The sequence below is a fragment of the Povalibacter sp. genome (assembly GCF_036520495.1).
GTDB lineage: Bacteria > Pseudomonadota > Gammaproteobacteria > Steroidobacterales > Steroidobacteraceae > Steroidobacter.
Genome location: NZ_DATDJO010000018.1, coordinates 69566 through 88158, shown reverse-complemented (window position 1 = coordinate 88158; position 18593 = coordinate 69566). Strand labels below are relative to the sequence as shown.

Genomic DNA, 18593 nt, shown 5'->3' with positions numbered 1-18593 from the left:
TGGTGACGTACCCGGAGAGACGAAGGACCGCGACCGCGCTTATTCGATGAAGTACGCGAGCACGAAGATGCCGAGCATCGCAAACGCGATGGCGATTTTCACGAGTGTGCCGAAGATGAGGCCGATCCACGTGGCGACGCCGACGCGACCCGCCTGCTCGAACCGTCCGTGCACCGTCAGCTCCGCAATGAGTGCGCCGACGAAGGGGCCGAAGATCAGGCCGGGAATGCCGAAGAACAGGCCGACGACCGTGCCCAGCAGCGCGCCGGTGATGGCGCGCTTGCTGGCGCCGACATGCTTCGCGCCCAGCGCCGATGCCGCGAATTCCACGATGACCGAGAGCAGGGTCAGGAAGCCGAGCACGGCGAGCGTCACCCAGCCGATGCGCTGAAAGTCATCGATGGCGGCGGCGACGACCATGCCCGCGAACATCAGCGGAATGCCAGGCAGCGCCGGCAGGATGATGCCGAGCGCACCGACAACGATCAGCAGGATGGCGAGCGTCCAGAGAGCGGCGGCGGTCATAGACAGCGTCGCAACCGTATTGCCAGGAGGTTCTGCAAGGTAGCAGAAAGTCGTGAGACCTGGTGTCCGCGCAGGCCGTTGTGCTTGGCATCGGCAGTGGACTGCTGCATGGTTGGCGACTTCATCGTTCCTTGAGGAGTCCACATGCGTGTCGTATCCGTCCGTCCGGTCCTCGCGCTCACTGTCGGTCTGTCGCTTGCCGGACCGGTGTTGTCCGCCGAGCCTGCCCGGCCGGAGTTTCTGAACACCCCGGAATCGCTGGCCCGCAATCTGCCGTTCTCGGAAGCGGTGCGAGCCGGCGATTTCATGTTTCTGGCCGGCCAGATCGGCGACAAGGACGGCAAGGTCGTTCCCGGCGGCATCGCCGCCGAAGCGCGCCAGACCTTGCAGCACATCAAGGATGTGCTCGAACGCAATGGTTCGTCGCTCGGCGATGTCGTCAAATGCACGGTGTTCCTCGCCGACATTGCCGAATGGCCGGCGTTCAACACGGTCTATCGCGAGTTCTTCAAGCAGCCGTTCCCCGCACGCAGTGCCTTCGCGGCCAGTGGCCTCGCGATGAATGCGCGCGTGGAAGTGGAGTGCATCGCCTACGTGCCCCGGTGAGGAGTGCCGTCATGAAGTCATGCTGGCTGTTCTTGCGTTGCTGCTGTCGTTGCCGGCGCCTGCCGCCGAGTTACTGGTGCTGAACAAGGGTGATGCAACGCTCTCGTTCATCGAGCCTTCGACCGGCAGGACGCTCAAGACCATCGGGACCGGCGAAGGTCCGCACGAAATCGAGCTGTCGGCCGATGGCCGGCTGGCGGTCGTCAGCAACTACGGCGCCAGTGTCGCGGGCAATACGCTCTCGGTGATCGATGTGCCTGAGCGCGTCGAGATCAGGCGTGTGGATCTGGGCGAACTGCTTCGTCCTCACGGACTGTCGTTCTCGGGCGGTCAGGCGTACTTCACCTCCGAGGCCAGCAAGCGCGTGGCGCGCTTCGATCCTGCGTCACAGAGAGTCGACTGGCAATTCGAGACCGGCCAGGAAGGCACGCACATGGTGCTGGCGTCGCACGATGGCCAGAAGCTGTTCGCCGCCAACATGGGTTCCAACACCGTCAGCATCATCGCGCGCGGTGCGGAGGATGAATGGCAGCAGGCCCTGGTGGCTGTCGGCGCCGGGCCCGAGGGTCTCGATCAATCGCCGGACGGTCGTCAGCTGTGGACAGCGCACTCACGCGACGGTCGGGTCTCCATCATCGACATCGCCAGTGCGAAGGTCGTAGACACGTTCGATGCGGGAACCAGGCGATCGAACCGGTTGAAGTTCACGCGCGACGGCAAGCGGGTATTGATCTCGGATCTGGCCGGCGGCGAACTCGTGATCATCGATGTGGCGAGCCGCGCGGAGCAGGCGCGACTGGCGCTAGGCGCAGCGCCAACAGGCATTCTGATCGCGCCGGATGGCAGGAACGCCTATGTCGCCGTGTCAGGCGCCAATCGCATCGCGGTCATCGATCTGGCGCTGCTCAAGGTGAGCCGCACCATCGACACCGGCAAGAGCCCCGACGGGATGGCGTGGTTGCAATAGCGATGCCGTTACGAGGCAGCGCTCAGCGTGACATCCCTTGTCGGGCGGTCCAGGCGCCCGTGTCGGCAGACCACAGGCCGTAAGTCAGGTTGACGCCGTTACGGCCGCTGTTCTTGATCTGATACATCGCCGCGTCGGCCTGCGACAGGATCTGATCGAGCATGCGCTCGGGATCCTGCAACTTGCGCGCAGGTTCGCTCAGCACCACCAGTCCGATGCTGACGCTCACGCTCAGCACGCGTCCATTGAGCCCTTGCACCTCGAGGCCGGCAATCGCCACGCGCAGCCGCTCCACTGAAATCTGCGCCGCCTCTGCCGAGGTATGCGGCATGAGCATGACGAACTCTTCGCCGCCGTAACGGCACAGCAGGTCGCCGGCACGGCTGTTGCTCCTGACGACGTCGGCAATGGCCCGCAGCACTTCGTCGCCGACGGCATGACCGTGCTGATCGTTGAATGTCTTGAAGTGATCGACGTCGAACAGCACCAGCGCCAGCGGTTCACCGTGGCGCATGGCCTGCGCGGTGATCTGTAGCGCATGCGTCATGAAGGCGCGGCGATTGAGCAATCCGGTGAGCGGATCCTCGTGCGCCAGTTGCAGCAGCTTTTCCTGGCTGGCCGTCAGTTCGCGCGTGCGCTCCTCGACCTGCTGTTCCAGCGAGTGCTGCAGCCGCCGCAATTCATGCTGCTGGCGCCAGTCACGCACGAGATACATGCCGAGCGATGACAGCGCGAAGCACGCGAGTCCCCACTGACCGGCGCGCCCGATCCAGGGGATGAGGCCAGAGGCGCTCGCCATGTCGACGAGCAGGGAAATGAAGACCAGCGAGATGCCGCCGACCATCAGGCCGCTTTCGAGATTGACCGGGCGCAGGTGCAACGCGCCATCGACCAGCAGTACCAGCACCAGGCTGATGAACAGCACGTCGAACACTGGGTATGCATTGACGAAGGAAAAGCTGCCAAGTGTCGACAGTCCCAGTATGCCCAGGACGAACGTCATGGATACCGCGATGACCGCATAGGCGCTGCGCGGCGGCGACGTCCGAAACCACGCCAGCATGATGCCGGCGAGCAGGGCCGGAACCATGAAGTAGGTGTACGCGGCCAGCTGTCGCCAGAACAGCGGTGCGAAAGCGACGAGCTGGTTCAGTTCGTTCTCCGCAAACATCATCAGCGCCAGATCGAAGGACAGCATCCCGGTAGCGATGGCCATCGGCCGGTCGCGCTTGATGAGGCCCAGGCACATGCTGATCAGTCCGACCAGGAACACGACGATGGCGAAGGCGATGCCGACGAAGCCTCGCGAGAAAACCCGCTGCAGCAGGTCGGCGCGTTCGCCGACCAAGACGTCGCCTGCCAGGCCGATGTCGCGATAGTCCGAGAAAACGCGCAGGTAGATCGGCTGTCCCAGATCCGCCTGTGGCAGGGAGATCAGATGCCAGGGCCAGCCGGAAAAACGGCCGCGGCCCTCGGCGTCGAACTCGCCGAACTGGTACAGACGCCGTCCGTTGCGATCGAAGATCGCGATGTTGAAATCGACACTGCTGATGAACAGGTGTGGATCGCGCCATTCACCCGACGGCAGATCGAGCTTCAGCCACAGGATCAGGTGATCAGCACGGCCGGGAGGATTGGCCGGCGAGACCGTGGGCACCCAGTCGGCACCATCTGATTGCCATCGCGGCGCATTGCTGGCGTGCTGAGGATTTTCCCACTGATACGACCAGCGATTCTCGAGCGTCACGGGCGCAGCGCCGCCCTGTGCCTGCGCATCAGAGCAGCCGGTCAGCCATTGCAGCAATACGATGAAAAGCAGGAGCGGGAACCGGGACAACGTTGCAATACCGAGGTGCGCACATGTGGAAATTCGAGTATAGGCGGCGCACTTTGGCGGCGAGATTACTCATTCGGACATTGCTGATCACATCACACAAGGGTGCGCCGCCGCTACGTCATTGCCTGATTTCATGTCGCTGCCAACACTCAGTTACGACGAAGGGCGGCATCGTTTCTACTCGGTGGCGGCTGCGGACACCGCGGCGCCCGGGCCGGGCTTGTTGTACTGCTCGAGCCACTTGCGATTGGTCTCATACCAGAACAGGGAGTTCTGCGGCTTCAGGATCCAGTGATTCTCGTCAGGGTAGTACACCAGCTTGCTGGGCACGCCCCGCCGCTGCAGCGTATTGAACAGCTCGAAACCGTGATTGACGTTGACGCGCATGTCGAGCTGACCATGAATGATCAGCGTCGGCGTGTTGAAGTTCGCGGCGAACATGTGCGGCGAATTGCGGTTCACGCGTTCGAAGTCTTCCCAGTACTCGCCATACCTCTGTCGGGTCGCGCCGAAATCGGTGGCCTTGTGCGTGTACAGGTCGTAGACCGCAGCGTGTGCAACCAGTGCCTTGAACGGATGCGGCTTGCCGAGCAACAGCGTGGCGAGATAACCGCCATAGCTGCCGCCACCGGCCGACAGGCGTTCAGCGTCGACCCATGGCTGCGCCGTAAACCATTCCGCCGCCTTGATCGTGTCCTGGTACGGCAGCTCCGCCCATTCCTTCGTGATCGAATCGGCCCATGCCTGGCCGAAGCCGCTCGAGCCGTGGAAGTTGTGCCAGGCGGTGACGTAACCCCAGTTGGCGAACACCTGCGCGTTCCAGCGCCACTGTGTCGCATCGGCCACGCCATTGTGCGGACCGCCGTGCAACAGCAGGTGCAGGGGCCATTTGCGATCGGGCGAGAAATTCGGCGGATAGACCACCCACATCTGCACGTCGTCGCCGTTGGCTCCTTTATATGTGACGCTTTCGACCTTGCCGAGTGTCAGGTTCGCCAGCGTCGCATCGTTGAAATCACTGAGCTTGGTGGCGGCGCCGGTGCGCGCGATGACGCTGATCAGCGTGGGCGGCTCCGAGAAGCTTTCGCGCAGGCCGATGATTACCGGTCCGCTGCCTGCGACCGCCAGCGAGCCGAAGCTGCTCGCGCCCGTCACTGGGCGGGGCGTGCCGCCGCCTGCATCGAAGCGATAGACGCGGCGCGTGCCGGCGTCCTCGACGGCGCCGAACAGGGTATGTGAGTCCGGTGACCAGACGATGCCGTCGGCTGAACGATCCCAGTCCTCTGTCAGGTTGCGTGTCGTGCTGGCCCGCCGGTCGAAGAGCATCAGGCGGGCGCGATCGGCGTAGAAATCCTTGATCGTCTGGCGGCGGTACGCGAGCAGCCGGCCATCCGGGCTGTACAGGGGCGTGACATCGTCAGCCGGATTGTCACTGGTGATGTTGCGAGCGTCGCCGCCGTCGACCGGCATGACGAAGATGTCGAAGTTGCCATCGATGCCGCTCGTATCGACATTGGCGGAGAAGGCGATCTCGGCGCCATCGGGCGAAAGATCGTACGAGGTCTGATCGGCCTCGCCGACATCGAGCCAGCGACCGGAGCCGAGCGTGATTGCCTTCGGTTCACCGCCTTCGATACCGATGGAGTAGACATGCGGCTGGCGATCGTCGAGGAAGTGATCCCAGTACGAGAACGGCGCCTTGTCCCAGACCGTCGCCGTCATTTTCGAGTCGTCGCGTTCTTTCTTGCGTGCCGCCATTTCCGGCCAGGTTCCGAGGTCGGGCCAGACCTGCGAGATGAAGGCGATGCGACGCGAATCAGGAAACCATTTGGGTGCGGTGGCGCCGGTGGGCACATTGGTGATCCGTCGCGCTTCGCCGCCATCCACGGCGATGACATAAATCTGCGATTCCAGGTCGTCGCCGCGTTTGGAAACGAAAGCGATCAATCCGCCATCAGGGCTCCACGTCGGTGAGGAATCGCTGGATGTGCCGCTGGTGAGCTGTCGCGGTTTTCCCGACTTGGTCGGCACCAGCCACAGATCACTATCGCCTTTGTTCTTGTCGACGTCGTACGCGGTCACAGGGACGACAGCGAGGCGGCCGTCCGGAGAAATCGCGGGAGCGCCGAGTCGCTTCAACGTCCACATGGCCGCGGCGCTGTAGGGCTCGGCGGCCGCGCTGCGTTCAACGAACGCGAAAATTGCCAGAGCAGCGCACAGTATCGGCGCCAGATACGGTTTTCCCTTAATTCTGTGCGTTGCCGGAACTGTGATGTTCATCAGGAACCTCGGCCTCGAATGCGTTTCCAAGAGTGTATCGAAGGTGACGTAAGTTGCCTGCCCTTGCGATGAAGTGATGGTGAGTGTCCAGCCTGAGACCTGCATCCATTTCCGCGTCGGGACAGGCCCGTAAGATTCGCGTCTACATCGACTGTGGCGCAGTGAGTTGCGTCGTCGCTAACCAGCGAGGGTTTCCTCAAAGTGATTCAAGCAAAAAACCGTGGTCGCCTGCCGTTGCCGCAACCGGCTTCCGTGCAACTTCGTCGCTCTTATGCCGAGTCGCGGTTCGGCCAGGTCCACGTCTGGACCGCGTATCCGTCGGGCGGCGGTTTCGATGAACGCACGCCATTGCTTTGCCTGCATCACGCGGGGGGCTCGGGACGTTTCTTTGCGCCGATGTTGCGCGAACTCGGCACGGACCGCAGCGTCTATGCCGTCGACCTGCCGGGCCACGGTACATCCGATGCGCCGGTCGGCAAGTTTTCGGTAGCGGACCTGGCGGGCGCCATCGGCGATTTCATCGACAGCCTGCGTCTGCGCTCCGTTGATGTGTTCGGTTATCAGCTCGGTGCCCTGGTGGGCGCGGAACTGGCCATCGCCCGTCCGCAGCAGGTGCGGCGCATGATGGTCTGGGGTGTCCCGGGCTATGCGCCACAGGATCGTGTGACCGTGCTGCCGCAAGGCATGCGCGACGATGGCAGCGACGTGATCGAAGACTGGCGTCGTGCACTGGAGACCCGCGGTCCTGGCGTTCCTGTCTCTGCCGTGGCCGAAGATTTCAGCGATCGGCTGCGCGCAGGTGTGGCCGGCGCACGCGCCGCGGCGACGCTGGCTGATTATGCGGTCGGCGAACGCCTGCCGCTCGTGCGTCAGCAGACGCTCGTGTTGCGATTGAAGGATGAATTCTGGGACACCGCACCGCGCGCCCGTTCGGCGTTGCCGAGTTCCTCGATGCTCGACGTGTCCGATTTCGGTCAGGGCTTCCTCAGCGCCGCGCCGCAACGGTTCGCGGCGGTAGCGAAAGAGTTTCTGGATCGATAACGGTGAAAAGCGAGCTGGCCAGCCCGGCTCGCAGACTCCCTGTGTGGAGTTCCGGTTTCAGTCGGATGTTCGGCCAACCGGCCAACACAAGCGAGATCAGACTCGGGCCAGTCAGCCGGTCAGCCAGTCGGACCGTTAGCCCGTCGGCCAGCCAGCTACTGGCGACTCGTCGCTAGTAGCTTCCTCTCTGCCAGCTCCACGCGCAGGCTAGTCCCGCCAGCACACAGGTCGTCACCCAGCGGCTCGCGATCAGCAACGCGACGCTGGGAGGTGAGTGAGCGGCGCGGTTCATGCTGATCACCGCGGGTGTTGCGACCATCAGGCTCGTGACAGCGCCGAAGATCAGTCCACGCAGCCACCAGGTCACATCGACCAGCGCGGCCAGTCCCCAGCTGATCCAGAACAAACCGCCGAGGCCGACGCCGGCGAACAGGTGCAGCAGGATGTCCGGAACGTCGAGCTGACGGTTCGACGCATTGGCGACCCGCATGCGTGGATGCAGCATCTCCGCGATCGACCACAGGACCGAATGCGCCAGCAGGCTCACGAGTCCGCTCAGGCCACCGGTCAGCAACAAGTAGGAACGCTCCATGGATTTTCCTAGAGCTTCGGCAGATGTTGCAGACCGCTGATCAAACGATCGATCTCATCGTGTGAATTGAAAATGCCCAGCGACAGGCGCAGTGCATCGGCGCCCGTCGGTAGATGGGGCGCGGCAATGTGGACGCGATTGATGCGGGCCAGCGCCGTCGCCACGTCGCTGGCGATGCGGCCTGGCATGCGGAAGGTCAGGATGCCGGCCCACATGCCCGGCGCGGCGGGCGTGAGGATCTCCACGCCCGGCACCTGCGGCAGTCGCATGCGCGCGTACAGCACCAGTTCGCGCATGCGCGCCTCGATGCGCGCCCGGTTGATCTGCTCCTGGAAATCGAGGGCCGCCTCACTGCCGCGCAATGCAGGCCATAGTTGCGGGACCACGTTACCGAATTTATGCAGCGCCGCCGGGACATCGTCGTTGCCCGCCGACCGGGTCGGCGTGTTGATCGGCGGCGATGAATCGAAGCCGCGCGGTTCCGTCGCCCAGAGCCGATCCTGCATTTCGCGCCGTGCGAACAGCAGGCCGCTGCCGTGCGATCCCGCGAGCCACTTGTGGAAGCCCGCAGCGTAGAAGTCGCAGGCAAGGTCATGGATCTGGAAGTTCAGCACGCCGAGCGCCTGCGATCCGTTCACGACAGAAACCACATTGCGGGTCCGCGCCAGGAAGCACAGTTCGCGTACCGGCATGACGGTGCCATCCGCGTACTGGATGTGGTTCACCAGCACGACGCGCGTGCGGTCCGTGAAGCCAGCAGCCAGTGCATCGAACAGCGCCTGTGGCGTGGCGGGATGGGCCGGCAAGGCCACCTGCCTGACCACGATGCCGCGACGTCGCGCCAGCACCAGCCACGGACTGAGCGCGGCGGGATGTTCCTGGGTGGTGGTGACCACTTCATCGCCGCTCGACAGGTCGAGGCCAGCAGCGACCAGGCTCAGCGCTTCGCCTGCGCCGCGCGTGAACAGGACTTCATCGGGATCGCAACCGCAGAAGCGGGCAAAGCGAGTGGCGAGCCGGGTGCTTTCGCTGCTCCAGCGGGTGCCGGAGGCGAACGAGGGCAGTTCGTTGCTCTGGATTTCCCTGGCCCGGTATTCGGACGCCATCGACATGCGCAGGGTGGAGCCTGCGCTGGCCGTGTTCATCCATGCTTCGCGAACGTCCGCGACGGGTTGCATCCGCACCCACTGCCACAGTTCCTTGGTGATCGCCGGCGGCTCGAACTGCGCCTGGGCAGTACTGCCCGTGCCCAGCGCGGCGGCGGTCAGTGCGCCCGCGACCGTGGAAGTGAGCAGATCGCGGCGTGTGAGTCGTGTGGTTGGATCGCGTTCGCAGTCGTGCATCGACGGGGCAGGCCGGGTCAGGGTGGGGTCGGTATTATTGCCTACTTTCCTGCTACCGTACCGGGCCTGACATCTCTGTATCGACTCATGTCCAACGACGCTCTGGCCAATAATTACCTGGAACGCATTCTCAAGGCTCGCGTCTACGACGTGGCCATCGAGTCACCGCTCGAGACAGCGCCGCGCCTGAGCCAGCGGAGCGGCAACACGGTGCTGTTCAAACGCGAAGATCTGCAGCCGGTGTTCTCGTTCAAGATTCGCGGCGCCTACAACCGCATTTCGCATCTGTCGCAGACTGTGGCGAGTCGGGGCGTGATCTGTGCGTCGGCCGGCAATCATGCGCAGGGCGTGGCGCTGGCCGCCAGACGCCGCGGCATTGCCGCGACGATCGTGATGCCGGTGGCCACGCCGCAGATCAAGGTGCGGGCCGTGCTCGATCGTGGCGGCGACGTGGTGCTCCACGGCGACGACTTCGACCAGGCCTATGAGCATGCGGTGAAGCTGATGGGTGAACGGCAGCTCGCCTTCATTCATCCCTTCGACGATCCGGATGTCATCGCCGGTCAGGGCACGATCGGTGTGGAAATCCTGCGCCAGCGCGCTGGCGATGAGATCGACGCCATCTTCGTGCCGGTGGGCGGCGGCGGCTTGATTGCCGGCATCGCAGTCTATGTGAAGAGCCTGTTCCCGAAGATCCGCATCATCGGCGTCGAGCCGGACGACGCGGATGCGATGTATCAGTCGTTGCAGGCGCGCAAGCGTGTGACTCTGGAGCGCGTCGGCACCTTCGCCGACGGCGTGGCCGTGCGGCGGGTCGGCGAAGAGCCGTTCCGGCTGTGCCAGCAATATGTCGATGAAGTGATCGTGGTCAGCAACGACGAGATCTGCGCCGCGATTCAGGACATCTTCGAGGACAATCGCGCCATCGTCGAACCGGCGGGCGCGCTGGCCGTGGCCGGCATCAAGAAATACGCAGCTCGCGAGGACTGCAGCGGTCGCACGCTCATCGGGATCAACTCCGGCGCCAACATGAACTTCGACCGCCTGCGGCACGTAGTCGAACGCGGTGATGTCGGCGGTCAGCGCGAGGCGACCATCGCGGTGGAAATTCCCGAGCAGAAAGGCAGCTTCCTGCGTTTCTGCGAAACCCTGGGCCGGCGCAGCGTCACGGAGTTCAACTATCGCTACAGCGAGAATGGCCCCGCGCACCTGTTCGTGGGCCTGGCGCTGACCGAAGGTCGGCGTGAAAAAGAACAGGTGATCGCCACCCTGCGGGAGACCGGCTACCCGGTCGTCGATCTCAGCGACAACGAAATGGCAAAGCTGCATGTGCGCTACATGGTCGGCGGCCATCCAGGCAACCTCGGGGACGAGCGTCTGTTCCGCTTCGAATTTCCCGAGCGCCCGGGCGCGCTGCTGAAATTTCTGCACGCGATCGGCACGCGCTGGAACATCACGCTGTTCCACTATCGCAATCACGGCTCCGACTACGGTCGTGTGCTGGCGGGCGTCCAGGTGCCCCCGGCAGACAGCATCGACTTCGATCTGCATGTACGTGAGCTGCGCTATGTGTTCGCCGAGGAGACCGACAACCCGGCGTATCGCATGTTCCTTGGCGGGAAATAGCTCCCTCTCTCAATCATCGCGGTGGCACCAGCGAGAAGATCGAAGCTTTCCACGTGGCGCGCGAGGTGGAAGGATCGCTTTCTTGTCCGCTTTCCTGCCCCGTGTCACCCCGTGGAGATTCTTTGTCTCTCGGGCTAGCGGCTCGTGGCGCCGATCTGCGCCAGAGCCGCCCGTGTCTGTCGTGCGAGCGCGGCGTCCTCGCCCTGCGTGGTGACGATCGTCTGATAGGTGGCGTTGAGCAGGGACGCCGCCTCTGGCAGGCGTCCCTGCGCGTACAGGCTCTGGCCAAGCACGTTGCGCGCGACCATGACCGGTGCGCTGCCCGGAGCAAGCGATCGTTCGGCCATCGCGATGGCCTGCAGCAGCGTCTTCTCCGCCGCCATTGCATTGCCCTGGCCCAGTTCGGCGCGCCCCAGCGCCGACAAGGCGGAGGCGACGTAAGGGTGCTCTGCAGGTAACGCCTCCTTGTAGATCGCGAGTGCGGCGCGCAGATCCTGTTCTGCCCCGGCAAAGTTCCCCTGGTCGAGCCGCACGTTCGCGAGGCTCACCAGGTCATGCCCCACGAAGGCGTGTTGCGGACCGCGGGCGATACGGTCGTTTGCGAGTACATCGCTCAGCACCTGTTCGGCGTGATCGAGGTCGCCGCTGCGGCGCAGGTAGCGTCCGTAATTGGCGAGCGCATCGAGCGTGCTCGGATGCGTCGGACCGAGAATCCGCCGCAGCATCTGCGTCGATTCGGCGTACAGCGGTTCGGCCTCCGGCAGCTTGCCCTGCATCTGCAGGGCAACGGCAATGTCGTGCACGTGCATGGCGACCTGCGGATGATCCTGGCCGAGCGTCTGCCGGTCGATGTCCAGCGCCGCGCGATAGAGGGTTTCGGCCCTGGCGAAATCGCTGCGATACACGTACAGGCCGGCCATGTCGTTCATGGCGGAGGCCGCTTCGGTCGAGCGCTCCTGGCCATTGCGGCGGTACAGCGCGAGGCTCCCTTCGTAGTATTTCTCCGCCACGTCCAGGGCGCCGCGCTGTTGCGACAGCTTGGCGTAAGCAAGCAGGGTAGGAGCGATCTCGATCGCCGTCGGGCCCTGCAGTTTCTGCTGCATGGCGAGGGCCGCACTCAATTGCCGCTCGCAGTCATCGAGCTTGCCCTGTTCGCACAGGACGCCGCCTAGCGCGACCATTGCCGCGGCCACTTCCTCGTGCTCGGGGCCATGAATCGCGATGCTCGATCCGAGCGCTTCTTCGAGCAGGCCGACCGCATCCGGATACAGGCCGAGGCTGCTGTAGACGCGGCCGATGGTGCCGAGCAGCGTGGCGCGCGTTTCCGGCTGGTCGGCGAGCCCGACATTGACGCGGCGCGCGCCGATATCCAGCAGTTCGCGTGCCGTGACCTGATTGCCGCGGCTCTTCGATGGATCGGACAGCTGGAACAGTTCGACCAGGAACGACGATACCTGCTCGGCCCGCGACCGTTCGGCAGCCACCACGTCGCGTTCGCGCGCGATGTGACGTGCCTGGATGAAGGTAATGACCGCGAAGGTGGCCAGCAGCAGAACAGCCACGGCGGACAGGGTGACGGGCAGCGTGTGTCGGGCCACGAACTTGCGCGTCCGGTACAGCCAGCTGTCGCGGGTGGCCAGCACGGGTTCGCCGGCCAGGTGATGCTCGAGATCGGCCGACAGCTGTTCCGCCGATTGATAGCGGCGCAACGGATTCTTGCGCATCGCCATCAGGACGATGTTGTCGAGATCGCCGCGCAGGTCGCGGCGCAGCCGGGTCGTCGTGGTCGAGCGGCAGGTGACGATCGAGGCCAGGACGTCGGGCGATTCCTGCGCCGCCCGATCGATCATGGCGCTGGGCAGCGGCGGCTCCTGCTCGCAGATGATCCGTTCCATGTCGGTGAGGCGGCTGCCCACCAGCTGAAACGGCTTGCGGCCGCTCAGCAGTTCGAACAGCAGCACGCCCAGAACATAGATGTCACTGGCGGTGGTGATGGTGTCGCCGCGTACCTGCTCCGGACTGGCATGGGCCGGCGTCATGATCCGGTAGTCCATGTGAGTCACGGTGAGGGTGTGCGCCGAGTGACGCGTGTCGAGTAGTTTGGCGATGCCGAAGTCCAGCAGCTTCACCTCGCCGCCGGGGGTGATGAGGATGTTGCTGGGCTTGAGATCCCGATGGACGATCAGGTTCTGATGCGCGTAATGCACGGCGGCGCAGACCGTGCGGACCAGGGCGATGCGCTCATCGAGCGACAAGCGTCGCTGGTCGCAGTACACATCGATCGGATCGCCCTCGATGTACTCCATGACCAGGTACGGCGTACCGTCCGGTGCGCGTCCGCCGTCGAGCAATCGGGCAATGTTCGGGTGTTGCAGCTTGGCCAGGATCTGGCGCTCGGTACGCAACCGGCTCTGGATCTGCGGCGTAAACGCGCCCGCCCGGACCAGCTTGATCGCGACGCGCTGCTGGTATTCCTCGTCCGCGCGCTCGGCCAGATACACATCGCCCATGCCACCGGAGCCGAGTTTGCGTAACACGCGGTAGGGGCCGAGTCGCTGTCCTTCGATGGGCTCGACTGCGATACCCGTAACGGATTCGCCCTCGATGTCGTCCCATGCGACGGGGTCGTCTTCGCTCAGTACCAGCAACACACGTGACAGCAGGGTTTCGTCCGCACCGCATGCCTTACGCACGAAGTCGGAGCGCTCGCGTGGTCCGAGCGCCTGCGCCTGAAGCACGATGCTCTCGAATTTGGGATCGTTGACGGTCATGGAATTGCGCAGACACGCGTGCTGTGTACGCAGCATCATGCACCAGCGGCTGCGGTGCGTGTAATATCGAAAGCGGCGTTTGACGCCACAATTGTGCAACGTGGAAACGATGGGGACTAACCCGGAGGTGACTCATGGCGACGAAGAAGAAGGCGAGCAAGAAGAAGGTCGGCAAGAAGAAGGCTGCTAAGAAGAAGGTCAAGGCAAGAATCGTTCGAGTGCCGCAGAAGAAGGCGAAGGCCAAGGCAAAGTCGAAGTCGAAGTCGGCGGTAAGGACGAAGGCCAAGGTGAAGAAGGCCAAGACCACTGCGAAAGCGAAGGTCAAGGCAAAGGCCAAGGCGCCGGTGAAGGCCAAGGCCAAGCCGAGAAAGAAGACTCCTAAGGCGCCAGCATCGCTCGTGGTGCAAGCGACGCCGGAGCCCACCTCGGCACCCGAAACATCGAGCGATGACTCGATGGGAGTAATGGCGAGCATCGTCCGCATTCCGGAGTGATCCAGGCTCAGGTTGCCGTCCGAGGTTGTTGCCGATACCAGGGCGCCAGGCTATCCGCCGGCGCCCTTTCTGTTTCCACCGCCCGTCACCCTGTCCGACCATTGGTGCGGCTGTTCCGCGTCTCATCCCATTCTCATGACCTACGTACCCCGTCGTGCGCCGATTCTCGAGACTGTCCGGCTGCGGGATCTCGATTTCCAGCTGTACCGATGGCCGGGCAGCGATCCCGATCCCATCGTCCTGCTGCATGGCTGGGGCGATAGCGGCGCCACGTGGCAGTTCGTCGTCGATGCGCTGCCGCAGCAGCGTTCCCTGATTGCCTTCGATGCCCGCGGCTTCGGTTGCACGCAGTGGCCACAGGACGGCTACTGGTTTCCCGACTACCTCGCTGACCTGGAGGCATTGCTCGGTCACATCGCCCCGGATCGCCCGGCGCGACTGGTCGGTCACAGCATGGGCGGCAACGTCGCACTGCTCTATGCGGGTGTGCGGCCCGATCGGATCGCGCAGCTGGTCAGTCTGGAAGGTTTCGGGTTGCCGCGGAGCCTGCCCACCGATGCACCGGCGCGCTACCGCGAATGGCTCGACGAACTGGCTGGCGGCACCCGCTTTGCCGTCTACGAAGACTTCACGCAATTCGAGGTGGTGCTGGCGCGGCGCAATCCGCGCACCGCGCCTGATCACCTCGCCTTCATCGCGCGGTCCTGGGGAAAGCAATCTGCAGATGGCCGGATTGAACTCAGGGCCGATCCACGGCACAAACGAACGAACCCGGTGCTTTATCAACGGGAACAGGCAGAGGCCTGCTGGGGGCAGATTGCCGCACCATTGTTGTATGTGGCGGGCGACAGATCGGACATGGCGCGTCGCATGGGTAGCGAAGTTCAGCCGGAGCACGTGCAGTCGATTTTTCGCGACGTCAGGACAGTCACCATCCCGGGTGCCGGTCACATGATGCATCACGAGCAACCCGCGGCCGTGGCGGAACTGATCGAAACGTTTTTTCGTTGAACTCAGGCTCGATGGTTTACCCGCGCGAGGAGTCGCAAAGAGCCGTGCCTCCCTTCCTGCGAATTACCTACAAGTGGGCGCGCTGTTGCGCCATCTCACTGGTTGGCGGAACCGTGCTGCTGGTCGGCATCCTGATGATCGTTTTTCCGGGCCCGGCCATCGTCGTCATTCCTGCGGGCCTCGCCATTCTCGGTCTCGAATTCGCCTGGGCGAAGCACTGGCTGCACAAGGTGAAGGCCACGGGCAACTTGATGATGAATTCCGCGTCCGCGTACTGGAATCGCGACAAGAGCGGGTACACAGACAAGACCGGGTACACAGAAGAGTCCAAGGAAGAGCGCAGATGAGCACAGAGGAATGGCCGAGTACGAAATTCCTCGGTTGCTTCCTATGCGCTCATCAGTGTACCTCCGGGCTCACAGCCAATAGGACAGCAGGCTGCTCGCAGACTCTTTCATCTTGTCGGTGAGCGGCCGCGCACGCCAGGTCGCGATATCGAGCTCGCGGGAATTCTTCAGGTCGCGTTCGAACACGGCTTCGAGCTTGTGCGCGAAGCCCGAGCCGACGACCACGGCATTCACCTCGTTGTTGTGCAGGAAGCTGCGCATGTCCAGGTTTGCAGATCCGACCATCGACAGTGCAGTGTCGATCACCGCGGTCTTGGCGTGCAGCAGTGCATACCGCTGCTCGAAGATACGCACGCCGCCCGAGAGCAATTCATCGAATGTGCTGCGTGAGGCGTAAAGGATCAGGCCGGAGTCGGTGAAGCCCGGTACGATCAGGCGCACATCGACGCCGCGTTTCACGGCAGCGATCAGTTCCCGGCGCAGTTCCTTGTTCGGGGCGAAGTAGGCGTTGGTCAGCCACAGGCGTCGGGTCGAATGCCGGATCACCTCGAGATACGTCGCATAGATCCGCGTTTCGCTCTTGTCGTCGGCATCGGTGGCGACGGCGGCCACCAATTCTCCGCCAGCGGGCTCGATGGCCGGGAAGTACAGGGGATTCCTGGTATCGATCCTGCCGCCGGCACGTGTCCAGGTGGCGAAGAACAGCGCCTGGAATTGAGCGGCGACCGGTCCCGTGATCTGCACGTGTGTATCGCGCCAAGCCTCGTCCTGGCCAACCTCCGGTCCGGGCCGGGTAGCCGAGGAGCTCTCGTAGGCGCTGCTGATGTTGATGCCGCCGGTGAATGCAATGCGACCGTCGACGACCACGATCTTGCGATGGTCGCGATTGTTGATTTTCCAGGGCAGCGGCGTGCGCACCGGATCGAGCGGACGGAACTCGCGGACTTCGACGCCCGCCTCGCGCATGCGATCGAAAAACGCCCCCCGCGTCGTGACGCTGCCCACCGCGTCATAGATCACCCGCACCTCCACGCCGGCGCGTTGCCGCTCGATCAGCAGATCGGCGAACTGCTGACCGATGTCGTCGCTGGCAAAAATATAGGTTTCGACGTGAACGCTGTGTTGCGCCGCTTCGATGGCCGAGCGGATCGCCTTGAGCGTCTGCGGTCCGTCGATGAGCAGGTCGACACGGTTGCCCGCTACCAGCGGCGCGTCCGCCTGCTCGCGGAATGCATCAATCAGTTCACGAACGTGCGGATCGTCGTACCCATCGCCGAGCCGACGTTCGATGAGACGGTCGCTGCTCGCTGCGCTCAGTGCGCCGGCGGTGACGAGAATGCCCGGAGCGGGAGTGGTCTGATCGACCGGCCGCGCTTTCGGCGCAGCACAGGCACAGCACAGTAACGTCGCCAGCAGCAGCGCCAGGCGTGAAATCGTGTGCCGGGAGGGCAGCGGGAACACGTGCCGTTCGATTGTCCTCGCGCCCACGTGTCCCCGCTTGTGTTGGCCGATGGCGCTTCGCTATTTCTTCAGTTCGTCCGTCGCGTCATTGATGCCTTCGCGAATGTCGTCGGCCGCATCGTCGAGCTTGCTGGCCGTGGATTCTTCACCATGCTTCATGGTGTCGACGGCTTCATCGATCTCCTCGCCGACCTGTTCGACGGGACCTTTCTTTTCGCAGGCCGCAAGGCTGAGAGCCATGGCGCAGGCAAGTGCGGCCAAGGTCAGGGGTTTCATGTTCATCAGGTTTCCTTCGTTGTAAACCGGGTTGCGAACTCAATGTCGTTCGCGTTCGTCGGCGAAACGTCTACGAGGCGCACAAGGTTCCCCGGCGATTTGCACACGGACGCGGAGTCGCGGAACCAGTCCATGGCTGGAACGTTGCGTCGCAGAGTGTTCTGAACAGATTTTTTCAGCGTTTTCAGGAGGCCATCATGTTGTCGTGGGCATTAACATTCTTCATCGTCGCAATCATCGCGGCGGTGCTGGGTTTCAGCAGTATTGCCGGCGCTGCCGCAGGCATTGCGAAGATCCTGTTCTTCATCTTCCTGGTGCTGACGCTGGTAGCGCTGGTTGCAGGGGCGATGCGCGGCAGGCCGCCGGTCTGATGAGGAGGCCAACTGGCTTGCGGGCCGACTGGTCGCTGGCAGAGCCGAGGGCAACACAAAAAAAAGGGAGCCAACGGCTCCCTTTTTCTTTTTCTTTCCGGCCAGCAGACCAGCAGACCAGTCGGCCAGTTGGCCTTCGGCGTCAGGCGAACAACAGCGCCTGACTGATCGCGACACGAACCGTTTCCGGTACGAAGGGCTTGGTCACGAGGAAGGTGGGTTCGGGGCGTTCGCCGGTAAGGAGACGTTCCGGGTAGGCAGTGATGAAGACGATCGGTACGTCGACCTCGGAGAGGATCTGACGCACTGCGTCGATGCCGGAGCTGCCGTCGGCCAGTTTGATGTCTGCCAGCACGAGCCCCGGGCTCGTGCGGCGTGCTTCGAGCACCGCCTCGTCGCGGGTCGTCGCGGTGGCGATCACCTGATGACCCATTTCACGCACGATGCTCTGCAGGTCGAGCGAAATGATCGGCTCGTCTTCGATGATCAGTACATTGATGCTCGGCTGGCTCGAGATTTCGCGCACCGCCTGAGCGGTCATGGTCTTCACCTGATCGATCGGTACGCCGAGAATCTTCGCCGTATCCGTCGGGCTGAAGCCTTCCATTGCGGTCAGCAGCAGTGCCTGGCGGTGGGCCGGAGTCAGTTCCTTGAGGCGCTTCTCGACATTGTCCGCCGCCACCGGGCCCGCGCCGGCCAATGGCCGCACGTCGAGATTCGTGGTGTCCCAGAGCCGATGAAAAAGCCGATACAGCGCGACCCGCGGAGAGGTGTCATCGCCGAGAACGGCCGTGTCCGCCACAATGGCCTCCAGACAAGCGCGTACATAAGCGTCTCCGCTCTGCTGCGTTCCCGCCAGCGCCCGGGCATAGCGACGCAGGTAGGGAAGGTGCTCGGCAATCGCATGGGCCAGGGCCATAGGAACTACTCCGTCGTTCTTGTCGCTGATGAATTCAGGGAACTGTAGCGCGCTAACGCTCGGCGCGGTGCGCATATGCGGATTACTATGTCTGAGGGTCGCTAAAGGTTCCCCGTGCCCGGAACT

At 63.6% G+C, this 18593-nt stretch carries 17 protein-coding genes; 8 read left to right on the top strand and 9 right to left on the bottom strand.

What is annotated here, in order from left to right; translation table 11 throughout:
- Positions 1-39 precede the first annotated feature (39 nt).
- Positions 40-525, bottom strand: coding sequence for a DUF456 domain-containing protein (locus tag VIZ63_RS05665; RefSeq protein WP_331608555.1), 486 nt, complete (start codon positions 523-525; stop codon positions 40-42).
- A 144-nt stretch (positions 526-669) separates the two neighbouring features.
- Between VIZ63_RS05665 and VIZ63_RS05660 the strand changes: the two genes are divergently transcribed.
- Together VIZ63_RS05660 and VIZ63_RS05655 are read left to right on the top strand one after the other, a co-directional pair.
- Positions 670-1131: a RidA family protein gene (locus VIZ63_RS05660; RefSeq protein ID WP_331608554.1), complete on the top strand. Its 462-nt coding sequence runs from the start codon at positions 670-672 to the stop codon at positions 1129-1131.
- Between the two features lie 19 nt (positions 1132-1150).
- A complete protein-coding gene (locus VIZ63_RS05655; protein ID WP_331608553.1) occupies positions 1151-2098 on the top strand; it encodes a YncE family protein in 948 nt (315 codons plus the stop codon).
- A 22-nt stretch (positions 2099-2120) separates the two neighbouring features.
- Here VIZ63_RS05655 and VIZ63_RS05650 read toward each other — a convergent pair whose 3' ends face one another.
- Complete coding sequence (locus VIZ63_RS05650) at positions 2121-3935, bottom strand: diguanylate cyclase (protein WP_331608552.1); 1815 nt, start codon at positions 3933-3935, stop codon at positions 2121-2123.
- Positions 3936-4112: 177 nt separating this feature from the next.
- The gene (locus VIZ63_RS05645; RefSeq protein WP_331608551.1) at positions 4113-6215 is read right to left on the bottom strand and encodes a S9 family peptidase; all 2103 of its coding nucleotides are present in this window, start codon (positions 6213-6215) and stop codon (positions 4113-4115) included.
- 201 nt (positions 6216-6416) lie between these two features.
- On the opposite strand from VIZ63_RS05645, the gene VIZ63_RS05640 reads away from it, so the two are divergent.
- A complete protein-coding gene (locus tag VIZ63_RS05640) occupies positions 6417-7256 on the top strand; it encodes an alpha/beta fold hydrolase (protein ID WP_331608550.1) in 840 nt (279 codons plus the stop codon).
- 172 nt (positions 7257-7428) lie between these two features.
- Here the strand turns inward: VIZ63_RS05640 and VIZ63_RS05635 are convergent, their stop codons facing one another.
- Together VIZ63_RS05635 and VIZ63_RS05630 are read right to left on the bottom strand one after the other, a co-directional pair.
- On the bottom strand, positions 7429-7848 hold the full coding sequence (locus VIZ63_RS05635) for a hypothetical protein (RefSeq protein WP_331608549.1): 420 nt from the start codon (positions 7846-7848) through the stop codon (positions 7429-7431).
- A gap of 8 nt (positions 7849-7856) precedes the next feature.
- Positions 7857-9191, bottom strand: a complete 1335-nt coding sequence (locus VIZ63_RS05630; RefSeq protein WP_331608548.1) for an aminotransferase class V-fold PLP-dependent enzyme — start codon at positions 9189-9191, stop codon at positions 7857-7859.
- 87 nt (positions 9192-9278) lie between these two features.
- Here VIZ63_RS05630 and ilvA point away from each other — a divergent pair, with 87 nt between their 5' ends.
- Positions 9279-10817, top strand: coding sequence for a threonine ammonia-lyase, biosynthetic (gene ilvA, locus VIZ63_RS05625; RefSeq protein WP_349261131.1), 1539 nt, complete (start codon positions 9279-9281; stop codon positions 10815-10817).
- A gap of 134 nt (positions 10818-10951) precedes the next feature.
- On the opposite strand, the gene VIZ63_RS05620 is transcribed toward ilvA, so the two are convergent.
- Positions 10952-13627: a serine/threonine-protein kinase gene (locus VIZ63_RS05620; protein WP_331608547.1), complete on the bottom strand. Its 2676-nt coding sequence runs from the start codon at positions 13625-13627 to the stop codon at positions 10952-10954.
- Positions 13628-13722: 95 nt separating this feature from the next.
- Here VIZ63_RS05620 and VIZ63_RS05615 point away from each other — a divergent pair, with 95 nt between their 5' ends.
- The 3 genes from VIZ63_RS05615 (at position 13723) to VIZ63_RS05605 (ending at position 15440) form a co-directional block, all read left to right on the top strand.
- The gene (locus VIZ63_RS05615; protein WP_331608546.1) at positions 13723-14082 is read left to right on the top strand and encodes a hypothetical protein; all 360 of its coding nucleotides are present in this window, start codon (positions 13723-13725) and stop codon (positions 14080-14082) included.
- Between the two features lie 135 nt (positions 14083-14217).
- Positions 14218-15093, top strand: coding sequence for an alpha/beta hydrolase (locus tag VIZ63_RS05610; protein WP_331608545.1), 876 nt, complete (start codon positions 14218-14220; stop codon positions 15091-15093).
- Between the two features lie 11 nt (positions 15094-15104).
- A complete protein-coding gene (locus VIZ63_RS05605; protein ID WP_331608544.1) occupies positions 15105-15440 on the top strand; it encodes a PGPGW domain-containing protein in 336 nt (111 codons plus the stop codon).
- A gap of 69 nt (positions 15441-15509) precedes the next feature.
- On the opposite strand, the gene cls is transcribed toward VIZ63_RS05605, so the two are convergent.
- Positions 15510-16928, bottom strand: a complete 1419-nt coding sequence (gene cls / locus VIZ63_RS05600; RefSeq protein WP_331608543.1) for a cardiolipin synthase — start codon at positions 16926-16928, stop codon at positions 15510-15512.
- Positions 16929-16961: 33 nt separating this feature from the next.
- Complete coding sequence (locus tag VIZ63_RS05595) at positions 16962-17183, bottom strand: hypothetical protein (protein ID WP_331608542.1); 222 nt, start codon at positions 17181-17183, stop codon at positions 16962-16964.
- Positions 17184-17374: 191 nt separating this feature from the next.
- Between VIZ63_RS05595 and VIZ63_RS05590 the strand changes: the two genes are divergently transcribed.
- Positions 17375-17548: a DUF1328 domain-containing protein gene (locus VIZ63_RS05590; RefSeq protein ID WP_184334456.1), complete on the top strand. Its 174-nt coding sequence runs from the start codon at positions 17375-17377 to the stop codon at positions 17546-17548.
- A gap of 142 nt (positions 17549-17690) precedes the next feature.
- Here VIZ63_RS05590 and VIZ63_RS05585 read toward each other — a convergent pair whose 3' ends face one another.
- Positions 17691-18467, bottom strand: coding sequence for a response regulator (locus tag VIZ63_RS05585; RefSeq protein ID WP_331608541.1), 777 nt, complete (start codon positions 18465-18467; stop codon positions 17691-17693).
- Between the last annotated feature and the right edge of the window lie 126 nt (positions 18468-18593).